General features: G+C 57.4%; 26 protein-coding genes and 1 riboswitch. Of the genes, 22 read left to right on the forward strand and 4 right to left on the reverse strand.

The window, feature by feature from the left end; all coding sequences use genetic code 11:
• Positions 1–144 precede the first annotated feature (144 nt).
• A complete protein-coding gene (locus ACR3EJ_RS18525; protein ID WP_010437571.1) occupies positions 145–954 on the forward strand; it encodes a division plane positioning ATPase MipZ in 810 nt (269 codons plus the stop codon).
• Here ACR3EJ_RS18525 and ACR3EJ_RS18530 read toward each other — a convergent pair.
• The 3 genes from ACR3EJ_RS18530 to ACR3EJ_RS18540 form a co-directional block, all read right to left on the reverse strand.
• Complete coding sequence (locus ACR3EJ_RS18530; RefSeq protein WP_170542964.1) at positions 951–1,736, reverse strand: DNA/RNA non-specific endonuclease; 786 nt, start codon at positions 1,734–1,736, stop codon at positions 951–953. The genes ACR3EJ_RS18525 and ACR3EJ_RS18530 overlap by 4 nt on opposite strands.
• 122 nt (positions 1,737–1,858) lie before the next feature.
• Positions 1,859–3,094 carry an adenylate/guanylate cyclase domain-containing protein gene (locus ACR3EJ_RS18535; protein ID WP_170542962.1) on the reverse strand — a complete coding sequence of 412 codons (1,236 nt, stop codon included), beginning with the start codon at positions 3,092–3,094 and terminating at the stop codon, positions 1,859–1,861.
• A 62-nt stretch (positions 3,095–3,156) separates the two neighbouring features.
• Positions 3,157–3,609: a MarR family transcriptional regulator gene (locus ACR3EJ_RS18540; protein WP_170542960.1), complete on the reverse strand. Its 453-nt coding sequence runs from the start codon at positions 3,607–3,609 to the stop codon at positions 3,157–3,159.
• 58 nt (positions 3,610–3,667) lie between these two features.
• Between ACR3EJ_RS18540 and hmgA the strand changes: the two genes are divergently transcribed.
• The 10 genes from hmgA (at position 3,668) to ACR3EJ_RS18590 (ending at position 11,799) form a co-directional block, all read left to right on the forward strand.
• On the forward strand, positions 3,668–5,023 hold the full coding sequence (gene hmgA, locus ACR3EJ_RS18545; protein ID WP_170542959.1) for a homogentisate 1,2-dioxygenase: 1,356 nt from the start codon (positions 3,668–3,670) through the stop codon (positions 5,021–5,023).
• Positions 5,020–5,643, forward strand: a complete 624-nt coding sequence (locus tag ACR3EJ_RS18550) for a LysE family translocator (protein ID WP_170542957.1) — start codon at positions 5,020–5,022, stop codon at positions 5,641–5,643. The genes hmgA and ACR3EJ_RS18550 overlap by 4 nt, the downstream gene beginning before the upstream one ends.
• 22 nt (positions 5,644–5,665) lie before the next feature.
• Complete coding sequence (gene fahA, locus ACR3EJ_RS18555) at positions 5,666–6,922, forward strand: fumarylacetoacetase (protein WP_170542955.1); 1,257 nt, start codon at positions 5,666–5,668, stop codon at positions 6,920–6,922.
• A gap of 3 nt (positions 6,923–6,925) precedes the next feature.
• Positions 6,926–7,282, forward strand: a complete 357-nt coding sequence (locus ACR3EJ_RS18560; RefSeq protein ID WP_170542953.1) for a VOC family protein — start codon at positions 6,926–6,928, stop codon at positions 7,280–7,282.
• Between the two features lie 3 nt (positions 7,283–7,285).
• A complete protein-coding gene (locus ACR3EJ_RS18565; RefSeq protein WP_039541551.1) occupies positions 7,286–8,236 on the forward strand; it encodes an MBL fold metallo-hydrolase in 951 nt (316 codons plus the stop codon).
• A 134-nt stretch (positions 8,237–8,370) separates the two neighbouring features.
• A complete protein-coding gene (locus ACR3EJ_RS18570; protein ID WP_170542951.1) occupies positions 8,371–9,981 on the forward strand; it encodes an FAD-dependent oxidoreductase in 1,611 nt (536 codons plus the stop codon).
• A 5-nt stretch (positions 9,982–9,986) separates the two neighbouring features.
• Positions 9,987–10,184: a DUF2783 domain-containing protein gene (locus tag ACR3EJ_RS18575; protein ID WP_170542950.1), complete on the forward strand. Its 198-nt coding sequence runs from the start codon at positions 9,987–9,989 to the stop codon at positions 10,182–10,184.
• 5 nt (positions 10,185–10,189) lie between these two features.
• Positions 10,190–10,732 carry a VOC family protein gene (locus tag ACR3EJ_RS18580; RefSeq protein WP_010437557.1) on the forward strand — a complete coding sequence of 181 codons (543 nt, stop codon included), beginning with the start codon at positions 10,190–10,192 and terminating at the stop codon, positions 10,730–10,732.
• Positions 10,733–10,739: 7 nt separating this feature from the next.
• Positions 10,740–11,378, forward strand: a complete 639-nt coding sequence (gene maiA, locus ACR3EJ_RS18585) for a maleylacetoacetate isomerase (RefSeq protein WP_170542948.1) — start codon at positions 10,740–10,742, stop codon at positions 11,376–11,378.
• Positions 11,379–11,466: 88 nt separating this feature from the next.
• Positions 11,467–11,799, forward strand: a complete 333-nt coding sequence (locus ACR3EJ_RS18590; protein WP_170542946.1) for a DOPA 4,5-dioxygenase family protein — start codon at positions 11,467–11,469, stop codon at positions 11,797–11,799.
• On the opposite strand, the gene ACR3EJ_RS18595 is transcribed toward ACR3EJ_RS18590, so the two are convergent.
• Positions 11,796–13,424, reverse strand: a complete 1,629-nt coding sequence (locus ACR3EJ_RS18595; RefSeq protein WP_170542944.1) for an acyl-CoA synthetase — start codon at positions 13,422–13,424, stop codon at positions 11,796–11,798. The genes ACR3EJ_RS18590 and ACR3EJ_RS18595 overlap by 4 nt on opposite strands.
• 221 nt (positions 13,425–13,645) lie before the next feature.
• Between ACR3EJ_RS18595 and ACR3EJ_RS18600 the strand changes: the two genes are divergently transcribed.
• From ACR3EJ_RS18600 to ACR3EJ_RS18650, 11 genes are all read left to right on the forward strand, one after another.
• Positions 13,646–15,037 carry an aminotransferase family protein gene (locus ACR3EJ_RS18600; protein ID WP_170542942.1) on the forward strand — a complete coding sequence of 464 codons (1,392 nt, stop codon included), beginning with the start codon at positions 13,646–13,648 and terminating at the stop codon, positions 15,035–15,037.
• A gap of 294 nt (positions 15,038–15,331) precedes the next feature.
• Positions 15,332–15,452, forward strand: a riboswitch (TPP riboswitch).
• Positions 15,453–15,553: 101 nt separating this feature from the next.
• Positions 15,554–17,353, forward strand: a complete 1,800-nt coding sequence (gene thiC / locus ACR3EJ_RS18605) for a phosphomethylpyrimidine synthase ThiC (RefSeq protein WP_170542940.1) — start codon at positions 15,554–15,556, stop codon at positions 17,351–17,353.
• Positions 17,350–18,318 carry an FAD-dependent oxidoreductase gene (locus ACR3EJ_RS18610; RefSeq protein ID WP_170542938.1) on the forward strand — a complete coding sequence of 323 codons (969 nt, stop codon included), beginning with the start codon at positions 17,350–17,352 and terminating at the stop codon, positions 18,316–18,318. The genes thiC and ACR3EJ_RS18610 overlap by 4 nt, the downstream gene beginning before the upstream one ends.
• The gene (gene thiS / locus ACR3EJ_RS18615; protein ID WP_170542936.1) at positions 18,287–18,484 is read left to right on the forward strand and encodes a sulfur carrier protein ThiS; all 198 of its coding nucleotides are present in this window, start codon (positions 18,287–18,289) and stop codon (positions 18,482–18,484) included. The genes ACR3EJ_RS18610 and thiS overlap by 32 nt, the downstream gene beginning before the upstream one ends.
• Before the next feature lies 1 nt (position 18,485).
• Positions 18,486–19,253 (forward strand): thiazole synthase, encoded by a 768-nt coding sequence (locus tag ACR3EJ_RS18620; RefSeq protein WP_170542934.1) that lies wholly within the window; start codon positions 18,486–18,488, stop codon positions 19,251–19,253.
• The gene (locus tag ACR3EJ_RS18625; protein WP_170542932.1) at positions 19,253–19,846 is read left to right on the forward strand and encodes a thiamine phosphate synthase; all 594 of its coding nucleotides are present in this window, start codon (positions 19,253–19,255) and stop codon (positions 19,844–19,846) included. Before ACR3EJ_RS18620 ends, ACR3EJ_RS18625 begins: the two co-directional genes overlap by 1 nt.
• Positions 19,843–20,808 carry a ThiF family adenylyltransferase gene (locus tag ACR3EJ_RS18630; protein WP_170542930.1) on the forward strand — a complete coding sequence of 322 codons (966 nt, stop codon included), beginning with the start codon at positions 19,843–19,845 and terminating at the stop codon, positions 20,806–20,808. The genes ACR3EJ_RS18625 and ACR3EJ_RS18630 overlap by 4 nt, the downstream gene beginning before the upstream one ends.
• Positions 20,805–21,536 (forward strand): bifunctional hydroxymethylpyrimidine kinase/phosphomethylpyrimidine kinase, encoded by a 732-nt coding sequence (thiD, locus tag ACR3EJ_RS18635; RefSeq protein WP_170542928.1) that lies wholly within the window; start codon positions 20,805–20,807, stop codon positions 21,534–21,536. Before ACR3EJ_RS18630 ends, thiD begins: the two co-directional genes overlap by 4 nt.
• Before the next feature lie 228 nt (positions 21,537–21,764).
• Positions 21,765–22,580: an ABC transporter substrate-binding protein gene (locus ACR3EJ_RS18640; protein WP_170542926.1), complete on the forward strand. Its 816-nt coding sequence runs from the start codon at positions 21,765–21,767 to the stop codon at positions 22,578–22,580.
• Between the two features lies 1 nt (position 22,581).
• Positions 22,582–23,415, forward strand: a complete 834-nt coding sequence (locus tag ACR3EJ_RS18645; RefSeq protein ID WP_010437538.1) for an amino acid ABC transporter permease — start codon at positions 22,582–22,584, stop codon at positions 23,413–23,415.
• Positions 23,415–24,146, forward strand: a complete 732-nt coding sequence (locus ACR3EJ_RS18650) for an amino acid ABC transporter ATP-binding protein (protein ID WP_170542924.1) — start codon at positions 23,415–23,417, stop codon at positions 24,144–24,146. Before ACR3EJ_RS18645 ends, ACR3EJ_RS18650 begins: the two co-directional genes overlap by 1 nt.
• Positions 24,147–24,179 lie beyond the last annotated feature (33 nt).

Consider the following 24,179-nt stretch of genomic DNA (forward strand, 5'->3'; position numbering starts at 1 on the left):
AACCCAACCCATCACGCGTTTTTCCAAAATAGAGCCTGATAAAGCTACTCGGGACGGCCCGAGGTTCTTCCCTTCCACGCTCACACAACATATAGTGGCTGCCACAACGTGTAGATAAACACGGCGGGACTTGGGAATACAGGCATGGCACATATCATCGTGGTCGGGAACGAAAAAGGCGGCGCAGGTAAATCGACCGTGTCAATGCATGTTGCCACTGCCCTGGCCCGATTGGGGCATAAGGTCAGCACGCTTGATCTCGACTTGCGGCAGCGCAGTCTGGGCCGGTATTTCGAGAATCGCCTGAACTTCCTCAACGGCTCGGACCTGTCTCTGCCCAGTCCGCGTCATCACGACCTGCCCGAGATTGACGCCAGCGCGCTGAAACCCGGCGAGAATATATATGACCACCGCCTGTCGGCTGCCGTCGCAGAGCTGGAAAGTGACAGCGATTTTATCCTGATCGATTGCCCCGGATCGCATACGCGCCTCAGCCAGGTGGCCCATTCACTGGCCGATACGCTGGTTACGCCGCTGAACGACAGTTTCATCGATTTCGACCTGCTGGCGCGGATCGATTCCAAGGGTGAGAAAATCCTTGGCCCGTCGGTCTATTCCGAAATGGTTTGGAACGCGCGCCAATTGCGTGCTCAGGCCGGCTTGAAACCGATCGACTGGGTGGTGGTGCGTAACCGGGTCGGGACGCAGCGCATGGTCAATAAGGAAAAGATGCAACGCGCCATCGAGATGCTGTCGCAGCGCATCGGTTTCCGGGTGGCATCTGGTTTCTCTGAACGGGTTATCTTTCGCGAACTTTTTCCACGCGGGCTGACCCTGCTGGACCTCAAGGATATTGGCGTCAAACAGCTCAACATCTCGAACATCGCCGCGCGGCAGGAATTGCGCGACATGATGAAAGAATTGAACCTGCCGGGCGTTGAGATCGATTTTTAGAGGCTCAGCGGAGGTGGAGCCTTCAAAGGTCTAGGGTAGTTCTTGCTGGGTGGGGTTGATTGAGCTTTGCCCGTGCTCGCCTCAACGTACTCTGTTTTAATCTTGTAGGTGATTTTTTCTGGGAGTTTTCTTAACTTTCTTTTTACTCTATCGGAACAATTGCTGAACCAGGGTGACATATTGCCTTCGGCTTTGATTTTCAGCTCAACACGAACATAGTGTTTACTAGCCGACATTTTCTCAGCGTTTTTTGCGGCTTTGAAAAAATTGTATAAAGAGGTTTCAAACTTCTCCATAACAGCATTTTTGTTGCGATCCAGCGGCACCAAATTTTCGGATTTTCCAGACCCACCCAGTTTTTGCGCTAATAAGTGGCCACGAACCCACCGCTGCGAGTTCAGTTCCGCGTAATCCGCAAGTTCAAGTATACCCGTGAGCTTGAGCTCTTTGAGTATGGAATCGACCGATCGCATTCGTTCGATCTTTTTGACATCAAGGCTGGAAACAGCGGCGGTAACATCTGATATCTTGATGAAGTCGCGCACATTCCAGTTTGTATTGAATTCGTCAACGATCACACAATCGCTTTTGCTTGCACTCTGCCCTCGATTTAGGCAGGTCGATGTAAGAGTAGCGATCGCGGCTCTGCCACCATAAACCTTATCGCTCGGGGCATAATCCACTGAGAATTTTGGAATTTTTATTGCCATCACTCGTACAGGTTCCCAACTGATCAATACCAAAACTAAAGAGTTGCATTTTTCTAAATTGCGATAGTTCAATGTTGTATCAAGAACTGAAGAAAAGCTCCGTTCCGGTACAATGATAGATTTTCGGTTGCCCCAACGTCAACCAACTCCGCATCAGAAGCCTACACCCGCGATATTTTATTGCCTATCACGATCTAGTTCGCTGCATGGTAGACCGTAAACAGCTCTTTCGGCTCTGCCACACCTCGCAGCATATAGCGCCCAACTGAAATCAGATCCTGATCGCAAGGCTGAGCCGCACGGGCCACATCATCCGAGATCAATATTCGCTGCCCCAACGAACGATGCATCCCGGCGATACGGGATGTCTGGTTCACGGTCGGGCCGATAACTGTAAAATCAAGACGGCTGTCGGCACCGATATTGCCATAAAGAATCTCGCCCGCATGCAGGGCCAGCGTATAGTTCGAAACCGGCTGCCCGCGCTCTTTGCGCAGGGTGTTCAGCTCCGCCATACGTTGCTGAAGCATTGTCGCGGCAGCCAGAGCGGCACGGGCGTCGGCATCAATTTCGCCCACATCAAACATCGCCATAACCCCGTCGCCCATAAATTTCAGGATATTGCCATCACATTGATGAACCACATCCACCACCGCAGCGAGGTAGTCATTCAGCATGTCGATGACTTCAATCCCCGGAAGCTCTTCCGACAGGCTGGTGAATCCTTCGAGATCGAAATTCCAGATCACTGCATCGATTTGCTGCAAAGACCCCCGGCGGATTTCGCCGGACAGGACCCGCCGCCCGGCATCACGTCCCAGGTAAACCCGCATCAAGTCCTTAGACACCCGCGCATTCGAGGCCGACTTCAAGGCCAAACCCAGGTGCGGCAGCGCAGTTTCGATCACTTCCAGATCATCGTCGCCGAACCCTTCGGGCGCGTTGCTGGCCCAGGACATCAGCACGCCATCAATTGACATTTTTGCATCGTGCGGGTTGGTTTGGCTGGGCACGTCAAAGCTAATACCAGTCGCGTAATAGTCCGTGGCACCGTTTTCCCGCAATTCATTCAGCAATGGAAATCGACTGGGCTCATTCTGATCGATCAGACGTTCGCGGATCGCGTCGACGTCCTCGTTGAGAATGACGTAGAGCGGGCTTTTGGTCCAAACCTCGCTGGGCTCCTCGGAGTATTCGAAAGTTTGGAAATCACCGCCCCGATCCTGATACCAGCTGTATCCAGTGCCACCGTAGACCGGATGCAATGCCGGTTGCGCTGCGTGGAACCGCATCAAAGGCACGCCAAGATCGACCAGCCGGTTGCAGTAACCGTCCAGCAGCTCTTCTTTGTCGGCCCCTTCCAAACCTCGGGCGACAAGCCAATCGATCAGATTATGGGATTTTGCCGTTGGGGACTCCGGCTTGGTCATTTCACAGTCCTGTGTTTGTTATGACGTTGATCTGGGGATCATGATCCCAGATTACCAGAGTGCTATTCCATTCCAGCTAGACGTCGCAGCATCATACGCAGCAATGCGGCTTCGCCGGTCGTAAAATGGGCTGCAAGCTTGGCGTCATAATCGCGCGCAATTCCGCGTAGCTCACGATACACATTCTGGCCAGAGGTTGTCAGCGTCAGTCTTTCAACTCTGCGGTCGTTTTCGTCCCGCGTCCGTTTCAGATATCGGCGCTGTTCAAGCTTGCGCACAGCGCGGCTGACTTTGGTCTTATGGATCTTCGCGCGCAAGCCGATTTCCTTGGCCGTCATCTCACCATAATTCCCAAGGTGAAACAGCACCCGCCATTCGGTACGCAACATCCCATATCGATTCTTGTAGACGCGCTGAAATTCAAGCGAGCTTTCCTCGGCCGCCTGATTCAACAGGAATGGCAGGAAATTTCGCAAATCAAACTCATCTTTTTCGTCATTATTCTGTTGTGTCATCCTTGTTAGTTACAAAATCAACTATTATCCGACAAGCAGCAACTTGAAGGAGCGCCCGATGAATCGCCCCACCGATCCGCATAAGATGACCCAGGCTAGCACCCCTGTCGGAACCCATCCCGGCTATATGCCCGGCTTTGGCAATGACTTTGAAACCGAAGCCCTGCCCGGCGCGCTGCCGCAGGGCATGAACAGCCCGCAGAAATGTAACTATGGGTTATATGGTGAACAACTGAGCGGCACCGCCTTCACTGCCAACCCGCCCGAACGCACGTGGTGCTATCGCATCCGGCCATCGGTAAAGCATTCGCATCGATATGTGAAAATCGACCTGCCCTACTGGAAATCAGCTCCCTGTGTTGATCCGGACGTGATCTCTCTGGGCCAATACCGCTGGGATCCAGTGCCACATTCGGATGAAGGCCTGACCTGGCTGACCGGCATGCGCACCATGACCACGGCCGGCGACGTGAATACCCAAGTTGGCATGGCCAGCCACATCTATCTGGTCACAGAATCGATGGTGGACGAGTACTTTTTCTCGGCAGATTCAGAATTGCTAATCGTCCCGCAGGAGGGTCGGCTTCGATTTGCCACTGAAATGGGTATCATCGATCTGGAGCCGAAGGAGATCGCGATTATCCCACGTGGGCTGCTCTATCGCGTCGAAGTGCTGGAAGGCCCCGCGCGCGGTTTTGTTTGCGAGAATTACGGACAGAAGTTCGAACTACCCGGGCGCGGACCGATTGGGGCCAACTGCATGGCGAACCCACGCGACTTCAAAGCTCCGGTGGCAGCGTTTGAGGATCGCGAGGTGCCCTCGACCGTGACGATCAAATGGTGCGGGCAGTTCCACACCACCAAGATCGGTCACAGCCCGCTGGATGTGGTTGCATGGCATGGCAATTACACGCCTTACAAATACGATCTGAGCACCTATTGCCCGGTCGGAGCGATCCTGTTCGACCATCCCGATCCGTCGATCTTTACCGTCCTCACCGCACCCTCAGGCCAGCCGGGCACGGCCAATATCGACTTTGTGCTGTTCCGCGAGCGCTGGATGGTGATGGAAGACACGTTCCGCCCACCCTGGTATCACAAAAACATCATGTCCGAACTGATGGGCAACATCTACGGTCAGTACGACGCCAAACCGCAAGGGTTCATCCCGGGCGGCATGAGCCTGCATAACATGATGATCCCACACGGGCCCGACAAGGAAGCTTTTGAAAAGGCGTCGAATTCGAACCTCGGCCCGGATAAGCTGGAAAACACCATGTCCTTCATGTTCGAAACCCGCTTCCCGCAGCACCTGACCGGTTTTGCCGCAATCGAGGCCCCGCTGCAGGACGATTACATCGATTGCTGGAGCGACATCGAAAAGAAATTCGACGGGACGCCGGGCAAGAAATGAGCTTTGATATCTGGATAACCTATGTGCTGACGGTCCTGCTGCTTATGAGCACGCCCGGCCCCAGTCAGTTGCTAATGTTGTCTAATTCCGCAACCAACGGTCTGCGCCGCGGAATGTTCACCGCTGCCGGAGATCTGACGGCCAACTTCCTGCAGATGCTTGCCGCAGGGTTGGGCCTCGCAGCCCTAATCGCAACGTCCGGGACGGCTTTGGCCGTCATCAAGTGGCTGGGAGTGGCCTATCTGGTCTATCTCGGTGTCAAGCAAATCCTGAAAGCCCGCGTCGCCGACACCAAAGATGCACCGCGTGCCAGCTGCAGGGCGCTCTGGATGCAGGGTTTCATCACTTCTGCCGCGAATCCTAAGGCAGTGGTGTTCTTTGCCGCTCTGTTCCCACTGTTCATCGACGGCGCGCGGCCATTCTGGCCGCAATTCGCCATCCTCTCTGCCACCTATCTGATCATAGACGGAATGTTTCTGACCACCTATGGCGCCAGCGCAAGTTGGCTGGCCCGGCGACTGCAAGGCCCAGCGCGACTTTGGCTTGACCGGATCGGGGGAAGCTTCATGATTTTGGCTGCAGTTTTGTTGGGCTTCAAATCCCTACGCGCCGCCACGTAACTGAAAGACTTAAGGACGCAACATGCCTTTGATAAAATCCTGGGTCTCATCGGCCAATTCCGCCGATCACCCATTTCCACTGAACAACCTGCCTTATGGCGTATTCTCTACAGAAAGCACCGAGCCCCGCTGTGGGGTGGCTATCGGTGACATGATCTTTGACGTCACCGCCGCCGAGGTCGATGGGCTAATCGCACTCTCTGACGAGCCGCTCTTTGATCTGCCGTTCTGGAATCCGTTGATGGAAGAAGGCCCTGCCGTATGGGCCGCCTTGCGCGACCGCCTGATCGCTCTGCTGGCCGAAGGCTCAGACGCGCAGCACAAGATCGAAGGCCTGCTGATCCCGCAGGACGAGGCCGAGATGCATATGCCCTTTGCCGTCAGCGAATACACCGATTTCTACGCGGGACGCCATCACGCCCAGAACGTTGGCACCATGTTCCGTGGCGCTGAAAATGCGCTGCCGCCGAACTGGCTGCACATCCCCATCGGCTATAATGGGCGCGCCTCTTCGGTGGTTGTTTCGGGCACCGATATCCGCCGCCCTTGGGGTCAACTGAAATCCCCCGATCAAGACCTGCCCGCCTTCCTGCCCTGCCGCCGCTTTGATATCGAGCTTGAGATGGGTGCGATCGTCGGTACACCGTCTGACGGCCCGATTTCTGTGCAGGAAGCCGATGACAACATCTTTGGATACGTCCTGCTGAATGACTGGTCCGCGCGCGATATTCAGGCGTGGGAATACCAACCGCTGGGACCGTTTCAGGCCAAGGCGACAGCGACCTCGATCAGCCCTTGGATCGTGACCAAAGCGGCGCTGGAGCCATTTCGCTGCGACACGTCGGATCGTGAGTTTGCCCTGTTGGATCACCTGAAAGATTGTGGACCGATGCTGTATGACATTGATCTGGCCGTGACCATGGCACCCAAAGGCAAAGACGCCACGACCATCGCGCGGACCAATTACCGCGAGATGTACTACTCGGCGGCACAGCAGTTGGCGCATCACTCGACGTCTGGCTGCCCCATGAACACAGGCGACCTGCTGGGATCCGGCACCATCTCGGGCCCGACCAAACCGGAACGCGGCTCATTACTGGAACTCAGCTGGGGCGGGAAAGAACCACTGAGGCTGGACACCGGCGAAACCCGCAATTTTATCGAAGATGGTGACACCATGACTCTGACCGGCGCGGCCAAGGGCGACGGCTACACCATCGGCTTCGGCGATTGCGTGGGCACTGTGCTGCCAGCGTTAAGCGACCCTTATACGCGCTGATTGATGTTTGGGCTCGACCATATCCAGATCGCGCTTCCCGAAAGTGGCGAATCCACCGCCCGGAAATTCTGGTGCGATGCTCTGGGGTTGAGCGAACTGCAAAAGCCCGAAGCCCTGCACGCGCGTGGTGGCCTCTGGCTGGCGCTGGGTCAGTGTGAACTTCACTTGGGTGTCGAGAAAGACTTCTCGCCAGCCCGCAAAGCCCATCCGGGTTTCGCCGTCGATGATCTGGATGCGATCGCCGCTCAGATCGAAAGTTACGGTCAGAAATTGCGCTGGGACACAACACTAAATGACCGCCGCCGGTTTTTCACCGAAGACCCCTTTGGAAACCGGCTCGAGTTTTTGCAAAAGGATTGAGAAATGGCCAAGGCATTCGCGTCCCAGGGGGACATGTCGGAAAAGAAAATCAGCTTCACTGAGGTGGGCGAAGGGCTGTATGCCTTCACTGCTGAAGGTGATCCCAATTCTGGCGTGATCATCGGCGATGACAGCGTGATGATTGTCGAGGCGCAGGCGACCCCGCGTTTGGCTAACAAGGTGATCGAATGCGTGCGCTCGGTCACCGACAAGCCGATCACCCATGTGGCGCTGACGCATTACCACGCAGTACGCGTGCTGGGCGCGAGCGCCTTTGGTGCGCAACAGATCCTGATGTCGGATATGGCGCGCGCCATGGTGGTTGAACGCGGTCAGGAAGACTGGGACAGCGAATTCCAACGCTTCCCCCGCTTGTTCGAAGGGCATGAGAGCATCCCTGGCCTCACATGGCCCACCACCACATTCAGCGACACCATGACCGTTTATCTGGGCAACCGTCGGATCGACTTGATGCATCTGGGCCGCGCCCATACGGCAGGCGATATCGTCATCCATGTGCCCGATCAGAACGTCATGTTCACCGGTGATATCGTCGAATACCACTCGGCCTGCTACTGCGGCGACGGGCATTTCAGCGACTGGGGCGATACGCTGGATGAGATCAAGTGGTTTGACGTGGACGCTATCGCTCCGGGGCGTGGGGACGCTTTGGTCGGAAAGGACATGGTCAACGCGGCCATCGAAAACACCCGCGATTTCGTGGAAAGCACCTACCGTCCGGCGGCCAAGGTCGCGGCTCGCGGTGGCAGCCTGAAAGAAGCATGGGACGCGGTTCGCGCAGAATGCGACCCAAAATTCGCCGACTATGCGATCTACGAACACTGCCTGCCCTTCAATGTTGCTCGCGCCTATGACGAGGCCCGCGGCATCGACACGCCCCGTATCTGGACCGCCCAGCGCGATCTGGAGATGTGGGAGGCCCTGCAGGGCTAAGAATTCCGGGCCAAATTTGATCCAGATCGTGGCGGCCCGGATTTGACGGTGAAACTCTAACGCAAGCCCTCCGGTGCAACCGTGCCGGAGATCAGATGAGGTGCGCCCGATGCGCCAGAAATGGGAGAGAGAGAGTGAACAAGATCTTTGAAGTTCCACTTTATGCCTACGAGGCCAGCCCGGATCAATCCGCGCCAGCGCCCGTGCGCCACAAGGTCATCGTTGTCGGGGCCGGTCCGGTGGGTCTGGCCGCCGCCATCGATCTGGCCCAGCAAGGGGTCGAGGTGCTGGTGCTGGACGACAACGACAAGGTCAGCTTCGGCAGCCGCGCCATTTGTTTTGCCAAGCGCCCGCTGGAAATCCTCGACCGTCTGGGTTGCGGGCAGCCGATGGTGGACAAAGGCGTTCTTTGGAACAAGGGCAAAGTGTTCTTCGACGAACGTCAGGTTTACGAGTTCGACCTGCAGCCCGACAGCGGCGATCAGCGCCCGGCCTTCATCAACCTTCAGCAATACTATTTCGAACAGTTTCTGGTCGACCGCGTCCGCGAATTGCAAGCGCAGGGTGCACCGATCGAAATCCGCGGCCGCAACAAGGTCGAAGCCGTTGGAACCCACCCCGATCACGTCAAGCTTGAGGTCGAAACGCCTGAGGGTTCATACACCATCGAGGCGGATTGGGTCATCGCCTGCGACGGCGCGGGCTCACCCATGCGCGCCATGATGGGTAAGGATTTTGTGGGCCGCGTGTTCGAAGACAACTTCCTGATCGCTGATGTGATTATGGAGGCCGATTTCCCCTCGGAACGCTGGTTCTGGTTCGATCCGCCCTTCAACAAAGGCCAATCGGCGCTGCTGCACAAGCAACCCGATGGCGTCTGGCGCATTGATCTACAACTGGGTTGGGATATCGACAAAGAGCGCGAAAAGCGCCCGGAAAACGTAATCCCGCGCCTCAAGGCCATGCTGGGTGAGGACGTTAATTTCGAACTGGAATGGGTCAGCATCTACACCTTCCAGTGCCGCCGGATGGAGCAATTCCGCCACGGCCGAGTGATCTTTGCAGGCGACAGCGCGCATCAGGTCAGCCCGTTTGGTGCACGGGGTGCAAATTCTGGCGTTCAGGACACCGACAACCTGTGCTGGAAGCTGAAACTGGTGATTGACGGCAAAGCGCCAGAGTCGCTGTTGGACAGCTACGATCAGGAACGCATTCACGGCGCGGACGAGAATATCCTGAACTCGACCCGCTCGACCGATTTCATCACCCCGAAATCGCAGATGTCCCGCATCCTGCGCGATGCGGTATTGGACCTGAGTGAACATTATGATTTTGCCCGACCGATGGTGAATTCAGGTCGGCTCAGCGTGCCTTGCGTCTATGACGGCTCGCCACTGAATTCGGCGGACGCATTGAACGGACCATCGCAGACGCGCCCCGGAGCGTCCTGTCCCGATGCGCCTTTGGGTGATGACTTTCTGCTGCCTAAACTGGCTGGACAGTTCACGCTGTTGACCATCGACGCCGATGCGCCGGATGAGATCGAGGTCGATGGGATCACCGTCAAACGCCTGGCACTCTCGGTCAAAGACGACCCGACCCTGACGCTGAAGCGCCGCTATCTGGGCGATGCGACCGGAGCAGTCTACCTGATCCGTCCCGATCAGCACGTGGCCGCCCGCCGCGACACTTACGAAGAAAACGCATTCCGGCACGCGGTGCGCCGCGCCACAGGCAAGGAGTAAGCGACATGGCCGATCTGATCCTCTCACCCAACCTGACCCAGGCCGACGATTTCTATGCCGATTTGGTGGCGGCCCATGAAGGGCTTGAGAAATCCGAAAGCGATGCGTTCAACGCACGCCTCGTGCTGGTACTGGCGAACCACATTGGCGACAATGCAATCTTGAAGCACGCGCTTGAGGCCGCAACGCTGAAACAGGAGTAAGCCTCATGAAAATCGATCAAATTCACCACGTCGCCTATCGCTGCAAGGATGCGAAAGAGACGGTGGAATGGTACGGCAAGATGCTGAACATGGACTTCATTCTGGCGATTGCCGAAGACCATGTGCCCTCGACCCACGAGCCCGACCCTTACATGCACCTGTTTCTGGATGCTGGAAACGGAAACGTGCTGGCGTTTTTTGAACTGCCCACCAAGCCCGAGATGGGGCGCGATCCCAACACGCCGATTTGGGTGCAGCACATCGCCTTCAAGGTGAAGGACCGCGATGAGTTGATCGCGTTCAAGGACCACCTCGAAGCCAACGGGGTCGAGGTTCTGGGTGTCACGGATCATTCGATCTTTCACTCGATCTATTTCTTCGACCCAAACGGCCACCGCGTTGAACTGGCTTGCCCCGACCCCGAGGAAGAGGCCATGCTGGCCCGGCTGGATTCGGTGAAATGGGATATGCTCGAAGAATGGTCGCGCACCAAACGAGCCCCTCAGCATGCCGACTGGCTGCATGCCAAGGAACTAAGCAAAGGCTGACCATCATATGTCCGAAGTGGTGCTGTATGATTACTGGCGCTCGTCCGCCAGTTACCGGGTGCGAATTGCGCTCAATTTAGCAGGGATCACCTATCGCCCTGTTGTGGTCGATCTGGTGAACGGAGCGCATCGCGCCTCGGATCATTTGGAACGCAACCCGCAGGGTCTGGTCCCGGTGCTGGATATCGATGGGGTTCGATTGACCCAATCGCTGGCGATCATCGATTATCTGGATGAGACCCGCGACCTGGGCCTGCTGCCAACCGATCCGGCCAAGCGAGCCGCGGCGCGGGCATTGGCTCACAGCATCGCGGTGGATATCCATCCGGTCTGCAACCTGTCGGTTGCCAAACATGCCACCGCGCTTAGCAATGGCGCTGGCGACATGCCCGGCGACTGGATGCGCCACTTCATCCGGCCGGGTCTGCTGGCGTTTGAATCGCTGCTGAGCGGCTTTGATCAATCCCCGTTCTGCACCGGAGACACCCCCGGTCTGGCCGATATCTGCCTGATTCCACAGCTTTATAATGCGCGCCGGTGGGAAGTTGATCTATCCGACATGCCACGCCTGACAGCAGTCGAGGCCGTTTGCGCCGAGCATTCCGCCTTTGCCGCAGCCCATCCCGATCTGCACACTCCGCTCTGAACCGGTGCACAGGGTCTGTTTGGCAGTGTGGGTGCACAAATCCTCGCGCCACCCTTAGGTTTCTGTACAACGTCAGACGGAGACCCCCATGCCCGAGATCACCGGCTATCACGCCCATGTTTATTTCGACGCCGACACACAGGACACGGCGCAGCAGGTCTGCAAGGAGGCCGCGCGACTGTTCCCCAGCGTGCTGATGGGCCGAATGCATGCGCGCAACGTTGGCCCTCATCCGCGTTGGAGTTGCCAGCTGGGCTTTCCCGCCGAAGCCTTTGATCAGGTCTTTCCCTGGCTGATCCTGAACCGGAAAGGGCTGACCATCTTTACCCATCCAGAAACCGGCGATCACTTGGCCGATCACCGGGATCGCGCCATTTGGATGGGTGAGATGCTGGATCTTGATCTGTCGATCTTCGATTAACCCAGCTCCCGCGCCCGGTCGCGCAAGATGAACTTCTGAATTTTCCCCGTCGACGTTTTCGGCAACGCACCGAAAACAACCGTCTTGGGCGCTTTGAAGTGGGCCATATGATCCCGGCAGAAAGTGATGATATCCGCCTCATTCGCCTCTGCCTGCGGTTTCAATTCAACAAATGCGCACGGCGTTTCACCCCATTTCTCATCCGGGCGGGCCACCACCGCTGCTTCCATCACGGCCGGGTGTTTATAAAGCGTGTCTTCGACCTCAACGGATGAGATATTCTCGCCGCCCGAGATGATGATATCCTTGGATCGATCCTTCAGCGCGATGTAGCCATCCGGGTGCATCACGCCCAGATCGCCTGAAGCAAACCAACCGCCTTTGAAGGCCTTGTCCGTTGCCTCGGCGTTCTTGAGATAGCCCTTCATGACGATATTGCCCTGCATGAATATCTCGCCCATGGTTTCGCCATCCGAAGGCACAGGCTCCATCGTCTCGGGGTCAGCCACCATCAGGCCGGACAGGGCGACATATTTCACCCCCTGACGCACCTTCAGCGCAGCGCGGTCTTCTGCGCCCTTCTCGTTCCATTCGTCCTTCCAGGCGCAGACGACAGACGGGCCATAGGTCTCGGTCAGACCATAGACATGGGTAACCTCGACCCCCATCCCTTCCATCGCTTCGATCACCTTTGCAGGCGGCGGAGCACCAGCGGTCATCGCCCTGATCTGCTGCGTGAAATCCCTGAGGTGATCCGGCGCGTTGGCCAGCATGTTCAGCACAATCGGCGCGCCGCAGAAATGGGTTACGCCCTCTTCACGGAACGCGCGATAGATGGGTTCTTCACGCACGGCGCGCAAGCAAACGGACGTGCCGGCGTTGGCTGCCATCGTCCACGGGAAGCACCAGCCGTTGCAATGAAACATCGGCAGGGTCCACAAATAGACCGAATGCTGCGGCATCCCCCAGGTCAGAATATTCGACGTCGCGTTCAGTGCCGCGCCCCGGTGGTGATAAACCACACCCTTGGGGTTGCCGGTGGTGCCCGAGGTATAGTTCAGCGTGATCGCATCCCATTCATCTGCGGGCAAAGACCAATCGAACTCCGGATCGCCCTCGGCCAGCAGCCCCTCATAGGTCAAATCGCCCAATCGCTCGCCACCGTCAAAACTGGCGTCTTCGATGTCGATCACCAGAATGTTGTGATCCACCTGCCCTAACGCCTGTTTCACGACGCCTGAAAACTCGGGATCGACCAGGAGAACCTTGGCTTCGGCATGGTTCAGAATGAAGGCGATGATCGGCGCATCCAGCCGCGTGTTGATCGCGTTCAGCACCGCGCCCGCCATTGGCACGCCAAAATGTGACTCGTAAAGCTCGGGGATATTGGCCGCGATGATCGACACTGTGTCGCCCACGCCCACGCCACGCGCAGTTAGCGCGCTGGCCAGTCGCCGGCTGCGCTCATAGGTATCAGCCCAGCAATAACTGCGCTCGCCATACACCACGGATGGGTAATCCGGATACACTGCCGCCGTCCGCTCAAGATAGCTGAGCGGAGACAGAGGCGTGAAATTCGCAGGGGTTTTATCCAAATGTTGCTGGTAGATTGGTGTGGCTGTCATCCGGCGATCCTCCCAAACTCGACAGATTGGCGTATTGAGCACAAAGTTTACGTCATAACAAACCCGTATTAATACGCGTTTCTGGTACACTGGAGATATCCTATGGGCTAATCTGGCCCTACTTCACGCGCACCATTCGCGTTGATCTGCAGTATCACGTCACTTTGTGCCCGCCGGGACCTACTGATTCCCCGCGCGCCCCACTTTTGAAAGGACATGTCATGGACGGCACGTTCAACGAAAACGATCTTTCCCGCGTAGTCGAAGCGGACCGCGCCCATATCTGGCATCACCTGATCCAGCACAAGCCGTTCGAAACCAATGACCCTCGCATCATTGTCGAAGGCAAAGGCATGCGCGTGTGGGACCAGAAGGGCAAGGAGCATCTGGATGCTGTTTCCGGCGGGGTCTGGACAGTGAACGTCGGCTATGGCCGCGAATCCATCTGTAAGGCGGTTTACGACCAGCTGATGAAGCTGTGCTACTTCGCCAACACCGCAGGCTCGATCCCCGGTTCGAATTTTGCAGAAATGCTGATCGACAAGATGCCGGGCATGAGCCGCGTTTACTACACGAACTCGGGCTCCGAGGCGAACGAGAAGGCGTTCAAAATGATCCGCCAGATCGCGCACAAGAAGTACGGCGGCAAGAAGACCAAAATCCTGTATCGAGACCGCGACTACCACGGCTCGACCTTGGCGACGATGTCAGCAGGCGGTCAGGACGAGCGCACCGCGCAATACGGCCCCTTTGCACCCGATTTTGTGCGCGTTCCGCATTGCATGGAATACCGCAAGCACGAGCTGGACGGCGCACCGGAAGAGAACTTTGGTGAATGGGCTGCCAACCAGATCGAAGAGGTCATCCTGCGCGAAGGCCCCGACACCGTTGGCGCCCTGTGCCTTGAGCCGGTGACCGCAGGCGGTGGCGTCATCGAAGCGCCCGAAGGCTATTGGCCCCGCGTGCAGGAAATCTGCAAGAAATACGACGTGCTGCTGCACATTGACGAGGTTGTCTGCGGCGTTGGCCGGACCGGCACTTGGTTCGGATACCAGCAATACGGCATCAAACCTGACTTCGTGACCATGGCCAAGGGCGTTGCCTCGGGTTATGCCGCGATTGCCTGCATGGTAACCACCGAGGAAGTCTTTGACATGTTCAAGGACGACGCGTCAGACCCGATGAGCTATTTCCGCGATATCTCGACCTTTGGCGGCTGCACCGCCGGTCCGGCTGCGGCGGTTGAGAACATGCGCATCATTCAAGACGAAAACCTGCTGCAGAACTGCATCGACATGGGCGACCGCATGATGGGCAACCTGAAGGCACTGATGGAAAAGCACAAGGTTATCGGCGACGTGCGTGGCAAAGGCCTGTTCCTGGGTGCCGAACTGGTCGCGGATCGCGGTTCCAAAGAGCCGGTGGACGAAAAGCAGGCACAGGCCGTCGTGGCTGACTGTATGGCGCAGGGCGTTATCATCGGTGTTACCAACCGTTCGATCCCCAGCCGCAACAACACGCTGTGCTTCTCGCCAGCGCTGATCGCAACAGCGGACGATATCGACCAGATCACCGACGCCGTAGACGGCGCGCTGGGACGTGTCTTCGGTTGATCCTACAATACAGGCTACCCACTAGAGCACCGAAACCCGCCAAATTTTGGCGGGTTTCTTTTTCGGATATCTCCGTGGGTAAAGGCCGCTCGGGTCGGTGTAGAGCATCGACACTATTCTCGATTTAGCCAATACGGTTTCCGGTAGTGTTGATTGAGCGCTTCAATCCCAACTGAAACTGTCGTCAGACCAACCCGCCTGATTGCCCGCTATCCGGACAAGGTGTGCTTTCACCGCGATTGCGCGAAAGGTTGTTTCTTGAGACTTTACAAACCGGCTGTTCCATCCTATCGCAAACCTACGCAGGGGAGTCCCGCCCAAGGGACTGAGAGGCTGATTGGGTGAGAACCCGGTGATGCGACCCTTTGAACCTGACCCAGTTGACACTGGCGTAGGAAGCTAAGGTCGCACAGCCCATTCTGGCTTTCGCAACCGGAACACAAGGCACGTTTTGCCTTTGCCTCCTCCCAAACTCTTCTGGTGTCTTTTTGAGACCTGAGCTTGAGGAGCGCCAAAGTGAACGTACCAAACCCAAAAATTACCACCGATGAATTGCCGGCATCGCGCAAAATCTATGTCGCTGGCGAGTTGCATTCCGACATCCGCGTACCGATGCGCGAAATTTCGACACATCCGACAGCCGGTGAAGCTCCGCTGCCTGTCTATGACAGTTCAGGCCCTTACACCGATCCGAAAGTGCTGACGGACATTAGGCAGGGTCTGGCACCAGTGCGCGCCGAATGGATCAAGGCGCGCGGTGATGTCGAAAAATATGAAGGGCGCGAGATCACTGATGCCGATAACGGCTTTGTTCACAAGGACAAGCTGACACCTGAATTTCCAGTCAAGACACGACCGCTGCGTGGTAAGGATGGGTTGGCTCCGACTCAATTGGCCTATGCACGGGCCGGGATCGTCACCCCAGAAATGGAGTTTGCGGCGATCCGCGAAAACCAGCTGCGCGAAACGTCACCTTGCCATCGGGACGGGAACGACTTTGGGGCCAATATCCCCGACTATGTGACGCCTGAATTTGTCCGCTCTGAAATTGCCGCAGGGCGTGCGATCATCCCGGCCAATATCAACCACCCAGAAACCGAACCGATGATCATCGGTCGAAACTTTCTGGTAAAGGTGAATGCCAATATGGGAACGTCCGCCGTGACCTCCAGCATGGAGGAAGAGGTCGACAAGATGGTCTGGGCCATCCGCTGGGGTGCCGATACGGTTATGGATCTCTCAACCGGGCGCAACATCCATAACACCCGCGAATGGATCATTCGCAATTCCCCAGTGCCGATCGGGACTGTCCCGATGTATCAGGCGCTGGAAAAGGTGAACGGTATTGCCGAGGATCTAACTTGGGAAGTCTTTCGCGATACTCTGATCGAGCAGGCCGAACAGGGCGTGGACTATTTCACAATCCACGCGGGTGTACGCCTGCATATGGTACCCATGACGGTCAACCGTGTGACTGGCATTGTCTCGCGCGGCGGCTCAATCATGGCCAAGTGGTGCCTGCATCACCACAAGGAGTCGTTTCTTTATGAACACTTCGAAGAGATTTGCGACATCTGCCGTCGGTATGATGTGGCCTTCAGCTTGGGTGACGGGTTGCGCCCTGGCTCGATCGCCGACGCCAATGATGAGGCGCAATTTGCTGAGCTAGAGACCTTGGGTGAGCTGACGAAAATCGCCTGGGCCAAAGACTGCCAGGTGATGATCGAAGGGCCGGGCCATGTGGCCATGCACAAGATCAAGGAGAACATGGATAAGCAGTTGGAATGCTGCCACGAAGCGCCTTTCTATACGCTTGGGCCGCTTACCACCGATATCGCGCCGGGTTATGATCACATCACGAGCGGTATTGGCGCTGCGATGATCGGTTGGTTCGGTTGCGCCATGCTATGCTACGTCACGCCCAAAGAGCATCTGGGCCTACCAGACCGCGATGACGTCAAAACTGGAGTGATCACATACAAAATCGCCGCGCATGCTGCCGATCTGGCCAAAGGGCTGCCTGGCGCACAGCGACGCGATGATGCGCTAAGCCGGGCGCGGTTCGAATTCCGCTGGGAGGACCAGTTCAACCTGTCGCTTGATCCTGACACTGCACGCGATTTTCATGACCAGACCTTGCCCAAACAGGCCCATAAAGTAGCGCATTTCTGCTCCATGTGCGGGCCTAAGTTCTGCTCGATGCGGATTTCCCATGACATCCGTGCCGAAGCGCAAAGAGAGGGGATGGAGGCCATGGCTGCAAAATACCGCGAGGGGGGCGATCTTTATATGCCCGTCGAGGAACCGAGCGAATGATTACGATCGCGGGGGCCGGTCTCGCCGGCCTCACCTCAGCCTTGGAGCTTGCGCGGGCGGGGGTCCGGGTACGCGTGTACGAAGCCCGCACCGAGATCGGAGAGGGGAGCGTTTCCCGGTTCGCCGGTGGCATGTTGGCTCCGTGGTGCGAACGTGAAAATGCCGAGGAAGAAGTTATCACTCTTGGTGCGGGGGCGGCTGATTGGTGGGCGGACATCACACCCGTCACCCGTCTTGGTACGTTGGTGGTCACCCCGGCCCGTGACAGGGCAGAGTTGACGCGCTTTGCCCGGCGCACCTTCGGGTATCGTGAGATGGACGTCGCTGACATCAGCGCCTTGGAACCGTCTTTAGCAGGCCGGTTTTCGCGCGGGTTGTTTTATGAATCCGAGGCCCACCTAGATCCGCGATGCGCCCTGCGGGATCTGGCCGAGGCAGCGCAGGCTCTGGGTGTTGAGATCCTTCTTGGAACCAAAGCACCGGGGCATGTCGATCTGGATTGCACAGGTATTCAAGCCGCTCTGTCCGATCTGCGCCCTGTGCGCGGTGAGATGGCGATACTGCATTGCCCGGAGGTCACGATCAGCCGAACCATCCGCCTATTGCATCCGCGCATTCCGCTCTACCTCGTCCCGCGTAGAGACAACCACTATATGATCGGCGGCACAATGATCGAAAGCTCGTCCGAGCGTCCGGTAACCCTGCGTTCGCTTTCCGAACTACTTGCTGCGGCATTTGCCATCCACCCTGGTTTCGCAGAAGCCAGCGTCATAGAGACCGGTAGCGGGTTACGCCCGGCCTTTCCCGACAACCTTCCTCGCCTTGTTCAGTGTGGCGACACTCTGCATCTGAACGGTCTTTATCGTCACGGCTTCCTTCTGGCCCCGGCAATGGCGGCAAGGGTGGTCCAACATCTCATTCCGGAGACGAAACATGCACATCACAGTGAATGCCAAAACGCATGAAGTATCTGCCGAAACGCTGGACGCGGCGCTTGTCGAGCTTGGCTTTATCAGTCCCGCCATCGCAACAGCGCTAAATGGCCAGTTTGTACCGGCGTCTGCGCGCAGCGTAACCGTGTTGAACATAGGCGACCGGCTGGAAGTTCTGGCCCCGATGCAAGGGGGCTGACATGAAAATCTACGATGTCGATATTTCGGTGCCTATGTTTCTAGGCACAGCGCAATACCCGTCACCCGCGATTCTGCACCAAGCGATCCGCGCCAGCGGTTGCGAGGTGGTCACTGTCAGCCTGCGTCGCGAAACAGCGGATGGGACAGGTGCAGGGTTCTGGGACATGCTACGCGCAACGGGTGCCCACATCCTGCCCAACACTGCCGGGTGCCATTCGGTGCAAGAGGCTGTGACCACCGCACAAATGGCTCGTGAACTTTTTGCAACCGATTGGATCAAGCTGGAGGTGATTGGCCACGCGGATAATCTTCAGCCGGATGTCTTCGCCTTGGTCGAAGCCGCACGTATTCTGACGACCGATGGTTTCAAAGTTTTCCCGTACATGACGGATGACCTGATTGTGGGTGAGAAGCTGCTGGAAGCGGGATGCGAAGTCCTAATGCCTTGGGGAGCGCCCATCGGTTCAGGCCAAGGGTTGCGCACGCCTGATGCTTTGCGGACGATGCGTGCGCATTTTCCGGATGTTCCTCTGATCGTCGATGCCGGAATCGGACGGCCCTCTGATGCGGTACAGGCCATGGAACTGGGTATGGATGCGATCCTGCTCAATACCGCGGTGGCCAAGGCGGGCGATCCCGTCGGCATGGCACGAGCCATGGCCCTGGCGGTCGAGGCCGGGCGTGCGGGTTTTACCTCTGATCCAATTGATCGGAGAGATGTGGCGGTGCCTTCCACTCCCGTACTCGGCCTCGCGGAGTTGATGTGATGGAACGGTTCTATCTGATCACGGGCCATGTGGGGCGGTTGGAACTGTTGGTGCCTCAGGGCGTGAAGCTTGTGCAATTGCGCATCAAGAATATGCCAGAGCCCGAAGTTCGTCGTCAGATCGCCCGAGCCCGCGACATCTGTGCCGTCCATCAAGCCCAACTTGTGGTGAATGACTACTGGCAGGTGGCCTTGGATCTCAATTGTAACTTTGTCCACCTAGGGCAGGAGGATATGGACACTGCCGATTTTGCGGCCCTTCGTCGTGCGGGCGTGCGTATTGGACTCTCCACTCATGACGAAGCCGAACTTGACCGTGCCTTATCCTCCGATCCTGCGTATGTGGCGCTTGGCCCGGTCTATTCGACACTACTGAAAAAAATGAAATGGAAGCCGCAGGGATTGGACCGTGTGACCCGATGGAAAACAAGGGCCGGAACCGTCCCGTTAGTCGCAATTGGCGGGCTGACCCCAGAGCGTGCGCCCGGTGTTTTTGCCGCCGGTGCGGATAGTGCCGCGGTGGTGACAGACATTCAACAGGCCGCCGACCCCGAAGCCCGCACGCGCGAATGGTTGCGGGTGTGCAGCACATGAGCAGGTATGCCCGCCAGATGCAGTTGCCCGAAATCGGCGAGGCCGGTCAGTCCAGATTGGGCAAAGCCCATGTCGCGGTCGTCGGGGCTGGCGGGTTAGGCTGCCCTGTCCTGCAATACTTAGTCGGTGCAGGAATTGAGAAGATTTCGATATTTGACCCAGATGAGGTCGAGGAAAGCAACCTGCACCGCCAACCTCTTTATGGCATGCCGGATATCGGCAAGCCTAAAGCACTTGCCGCGCGCGATGCTCTGCGCGCGCTCAATCCACAGGTGGAAGTTTCAGCAAATGTAGAGTCGATCGGCCCAACTAGAGCACCAGAGATCGCAGCCAAGGCGGATCTAGTGATCGACGCGGCGGACAGTTTCGCGGCCTCATATATCTTGTCAGATGCCTGTCTGGCTGAAGATACGCCGCTCGTCTCAGCAAGCGTTCTGGGGCAAACCGGATATGTCGGCGGGTTTTGCGGGGGCGCACCGTCTCTACGTGCCGTGTTCCCTGAATTGCCCGCAACCGGAGCGACCTGCGCAACTGCAGGTGTGCTGGGGCCCGTGGTAGGCGTCATCGGCGCATTGCAGGCACAGATCGCGATCAAAGTCCTTTTGGGTGCACAGCCAGCATTAGGGCAGATGATAACAGCAGATCTTTCTGGAATGCATTTTGGTGGGTTCAGCTTTCTGGGTAACCCAGAACCCGAAACTGCAATCCCTTTCATCGCAGAACCGATGTTGCAATGTTCTGACCTGATCATTGAACTGAGGAGCCATCACGAAGCACCTAAGAAAATCCGCCCAGAAGCTGAGCGCATTTCCGAAGCCGAGTTGCGCAATCAGTTTCCGTTTTCAAGGCAAAGGGTAGTCTTGTGCTGCCAAAGCGGATTACGAGCTTGGCGGGCGGCAAAAGGCTTGCAGGCCCAGGGTGAAACCAACCTCGCTTTGTTGGCTGCGAGGGCCAGTAAATGAAGCCGATCATGATAATCGGCGGAACCGACAGTAGCGGGGGCGCGGGCCTGATCCGAGATGCCTGGGTGGCCCAAAAACTTGGATGTCAGGTCCTTCCCATTGTCACGGCGGTGACCGCTCAATCAGATGATATGGTGTTAAATACCCAGCTCATATCGACGGAAATGATCGCCAGCCAGATCAAAGCCGCACTGGCCACAACCGCTCCTGCCGCCATCAAGATCGGCATGCTTGGTAATGAAGAAATTGCTAATGCGGTTGGCAACGCCATCGATAGGCAATCGTGCCCCATTGTCCTGGACCCGGTGCTAAAAGCCAGCTCGGGACGTCAACTCATGTCAGGGCAGTTTCCCAGAACGTTGCTGTCGCAAGCCCGGCTTGTCACCCCGAACCTACTCGAAGCGGCAGCGCTCTCAGGATATCCCGTGGCGGAGACCGACGACCAGATCGCGGCGCAGGCAGATTGGTTTTTGTCCCAAGGAGCGCAGGCCGTGTTGATCAAGGGAGGCCATGCATCGGGTGAAACCTCCGACGATCATCTGTACACACTTACAGAGCAGAATATACTGACGGCACCGAGGCTAGAAGTAGCAACGATGCGCGGCACAGGCTGCGCAATGGCCACGGCGATCGCCTGCGGCCTGATCCAGTGGAACGATCTTATTTTAGCATGCAAGAGGGCAAAATCTTTCGTCCATAACTACCTCCGCGAGGCAATCAACATCTGATATCGTGATACCGGTTTTGCCAAAACTGACATTCGGCCTCGACACTGCACCAGTCACTTTGGAGCTCATTCCCGAATTTTGTTGCTGCTGTGTAGGCGGGCTTTCGATCATCTGAAATAAGATAGAAATCGAATCCAGTCGAAGCCCAATAGCTACGCATCTGCTGGACAGGCCCGACCGGCAGAACTACCGTAGCGGCAAAATGATCCAACAGGAGGATTCACTCGGATGTCCAAGACACTCACGATCGCGGCAAGTACAGTTCTGTTTCTCTCGACGGCAGTATATGCGCAGGACCAATGCGCCGCTGGCAAGACACTGACAGACGGCAAATTCACCATCGCAACAGGCAACCCTGCCTATTACCCTTGGGTACTTGATGACGCGCCCGAAAGTGGCGAGGGGTTCGAGGCAGCCGTTGCTTATGCCGTGGCTGAAGAAATGGGGTTCGCAGCTGATGATGTCGTTTGGGTCCGCTCGTCCTTCGACGAGGCGATCCAGCCTGGCGCCAAGGAATTCGACGTCAACATGCAGCAATACTCGATCACGCCCGAACGGGATCAGGTGGTTGATTTCTCTGCCCCTTACTACACCGCCCCGATGGCGGTTCTGGTCAGCCCCAATTCAACCGAAACGGCCCCAACGCTGGAAGCGTTGAAAGGTCTGCAATGGGGGGCTGTTGGGTCCACCACGGCGGTTCCGAAACTGGCCAGCATCATCCAGCCCGACAGCGATCCGCTGCTGTATGGCGACAATGCGGATGTGAACGCCGCGATGACGGCCAACCAGATCGATGCAGCGCTGTTCGATCTGCCCACCGCCCTGTTCCTCAGCGCGGTGATGATCGAAGGCTCGAAAGTCATCGGTCAGTTCCCGGCGGATGAAAATGACAATCCCGATCATTTCGGCATGCTGATGGAAGAGGGCAATCCGCTGAAAACCTGCGTGGACGAAGCGCTGGCAGCACTGGCCGCGAACGGCAAACTGGCCGAGATCGAGGCCGTATGGCTGCAGGACACCACCGGTGTCCCTCTGATCAAGTAACATGGCAGATCACAAGGCGGCGGGGATGACCCGCCGCGAACGGTACGAGGCGCACCAACGACGACGCTCGTTGGTGATCGCCACAATAAGCACGGTCACTGTTGTGGCCGCGATTTACTTTCTGGTGCCGCTCGCTCCGGGCTGGTCGAAGGTTCAGCAGAGCTTTTTCAACGGCGAGACACTAGTCAAAACCTTCCCGAAACTGCTTGAGGCGTTTCGGATCAATGTGATGATCTTTTTGTGGTCCGCACCGGCTATCGCGGTGCTTGGGCTACTGATCGCATTGGCGCGGGATGCCAAATCCCCCGCCCTGTTTCCTCTGCGCATCTTTGGCGCGGCGTTCACCGACATTTTCCGCGGCGTGCCAGTGATCCTGACGGTCTACCTGATCGGCTTCGGTATTCCGGGTCTAGGCCTGCCGCGTCCATGGAATTCGCCTTACATCTGGGGCTCGCTGGCGCTGATCCTGACCTATTCGGCCTATGTGGCCGAAATCTTCCGTTCCGGCATCGACAGCGTTCATCACAGCCAGCGCGCCGCAGCTTTGTCGCTGGGCCTGTCAGAGCGGCAAGTGATGCGCGACGTGGTGTTGCCGCAGGCCATCCGCAACGTGGTGCCATCACAGATGAACATGCTGATTGCTCTGCAAAAGGACGTCTCGCTGCTCAGCTTCATCGGTCCGGTCGAAATCTTCCGTCAGGCCGGGGTGTTCAAATCACTGCTGGCGAATTTCACCCCTTATGTGGGGGCCGCGATTATCTTCCTGATCGTCACCATTCCGGCCACCCGCTATGCCGATCACTTGATGGCCCGCCAAATGCGAGAGAGGCGCTGATGCCAAAACTGGAACTTCAGGGCGTGGTCAAGCGCTTTGGCGACCGTACAGTCTGTGACGGGATCAACCTGACCGTGGATGAGGGCCAGATGGTCTGCCTGATCGGCGCGTCCGGGTCGGGAAAATCCACCCTGTTGCGCTGCATCAACCTGCTGGAACCCATCGAAGACGGCGCAATCTTTCTGGATGGCGAGGATATTTCGATCCCCGGCCTGAACCCGCAATCGGTACGCGCCCGCATCGGGATCGTGTTCCAAAGCTTCAACCTGTTTCCGCATATGACCGCGCTTGAGAATGTCATGCTCGCGCCCCGCCGGGTGCGTGGATTGACCCGCGCCGAATTGCAGCCCGAGGTCGAGACGCTGTTCAGCCGGTTCGGGCTGGCCGACCGGATGCATAATTATCCTGACCAGTTGTCGGGCGGGCAGCAGCAGCGCGTCGCCATCGTGCGCGCCTTGGCCATGCAGCCCGAGGTCATGCTGTTTGATGAGATCACATCGGCCCTCGACCCGCAACTGGTGGGCGAGGTGCTGGATGTTCTGCTGATGCTGAAGAAACAGGGCATGACGATGGTGATGGCCACGCATGAAATGGGCTTTGCCCGCGAGGCCGCCGACAAGATCTGTTTCCTCGACAGCGGTCGGATCATTGAAGAAGGCCCGCCCGAGGCGGTGTTTGACCACCCTTCGCACCAGACCACGCAGGCCTTTCTGGCGCGGGCGCTGAAGTAAGCGCCCCGGCTCTGAAACCCTGACGATCTGGCC

Source organism: Ruegeria sp. AB11, assembly GCF_056536325.1.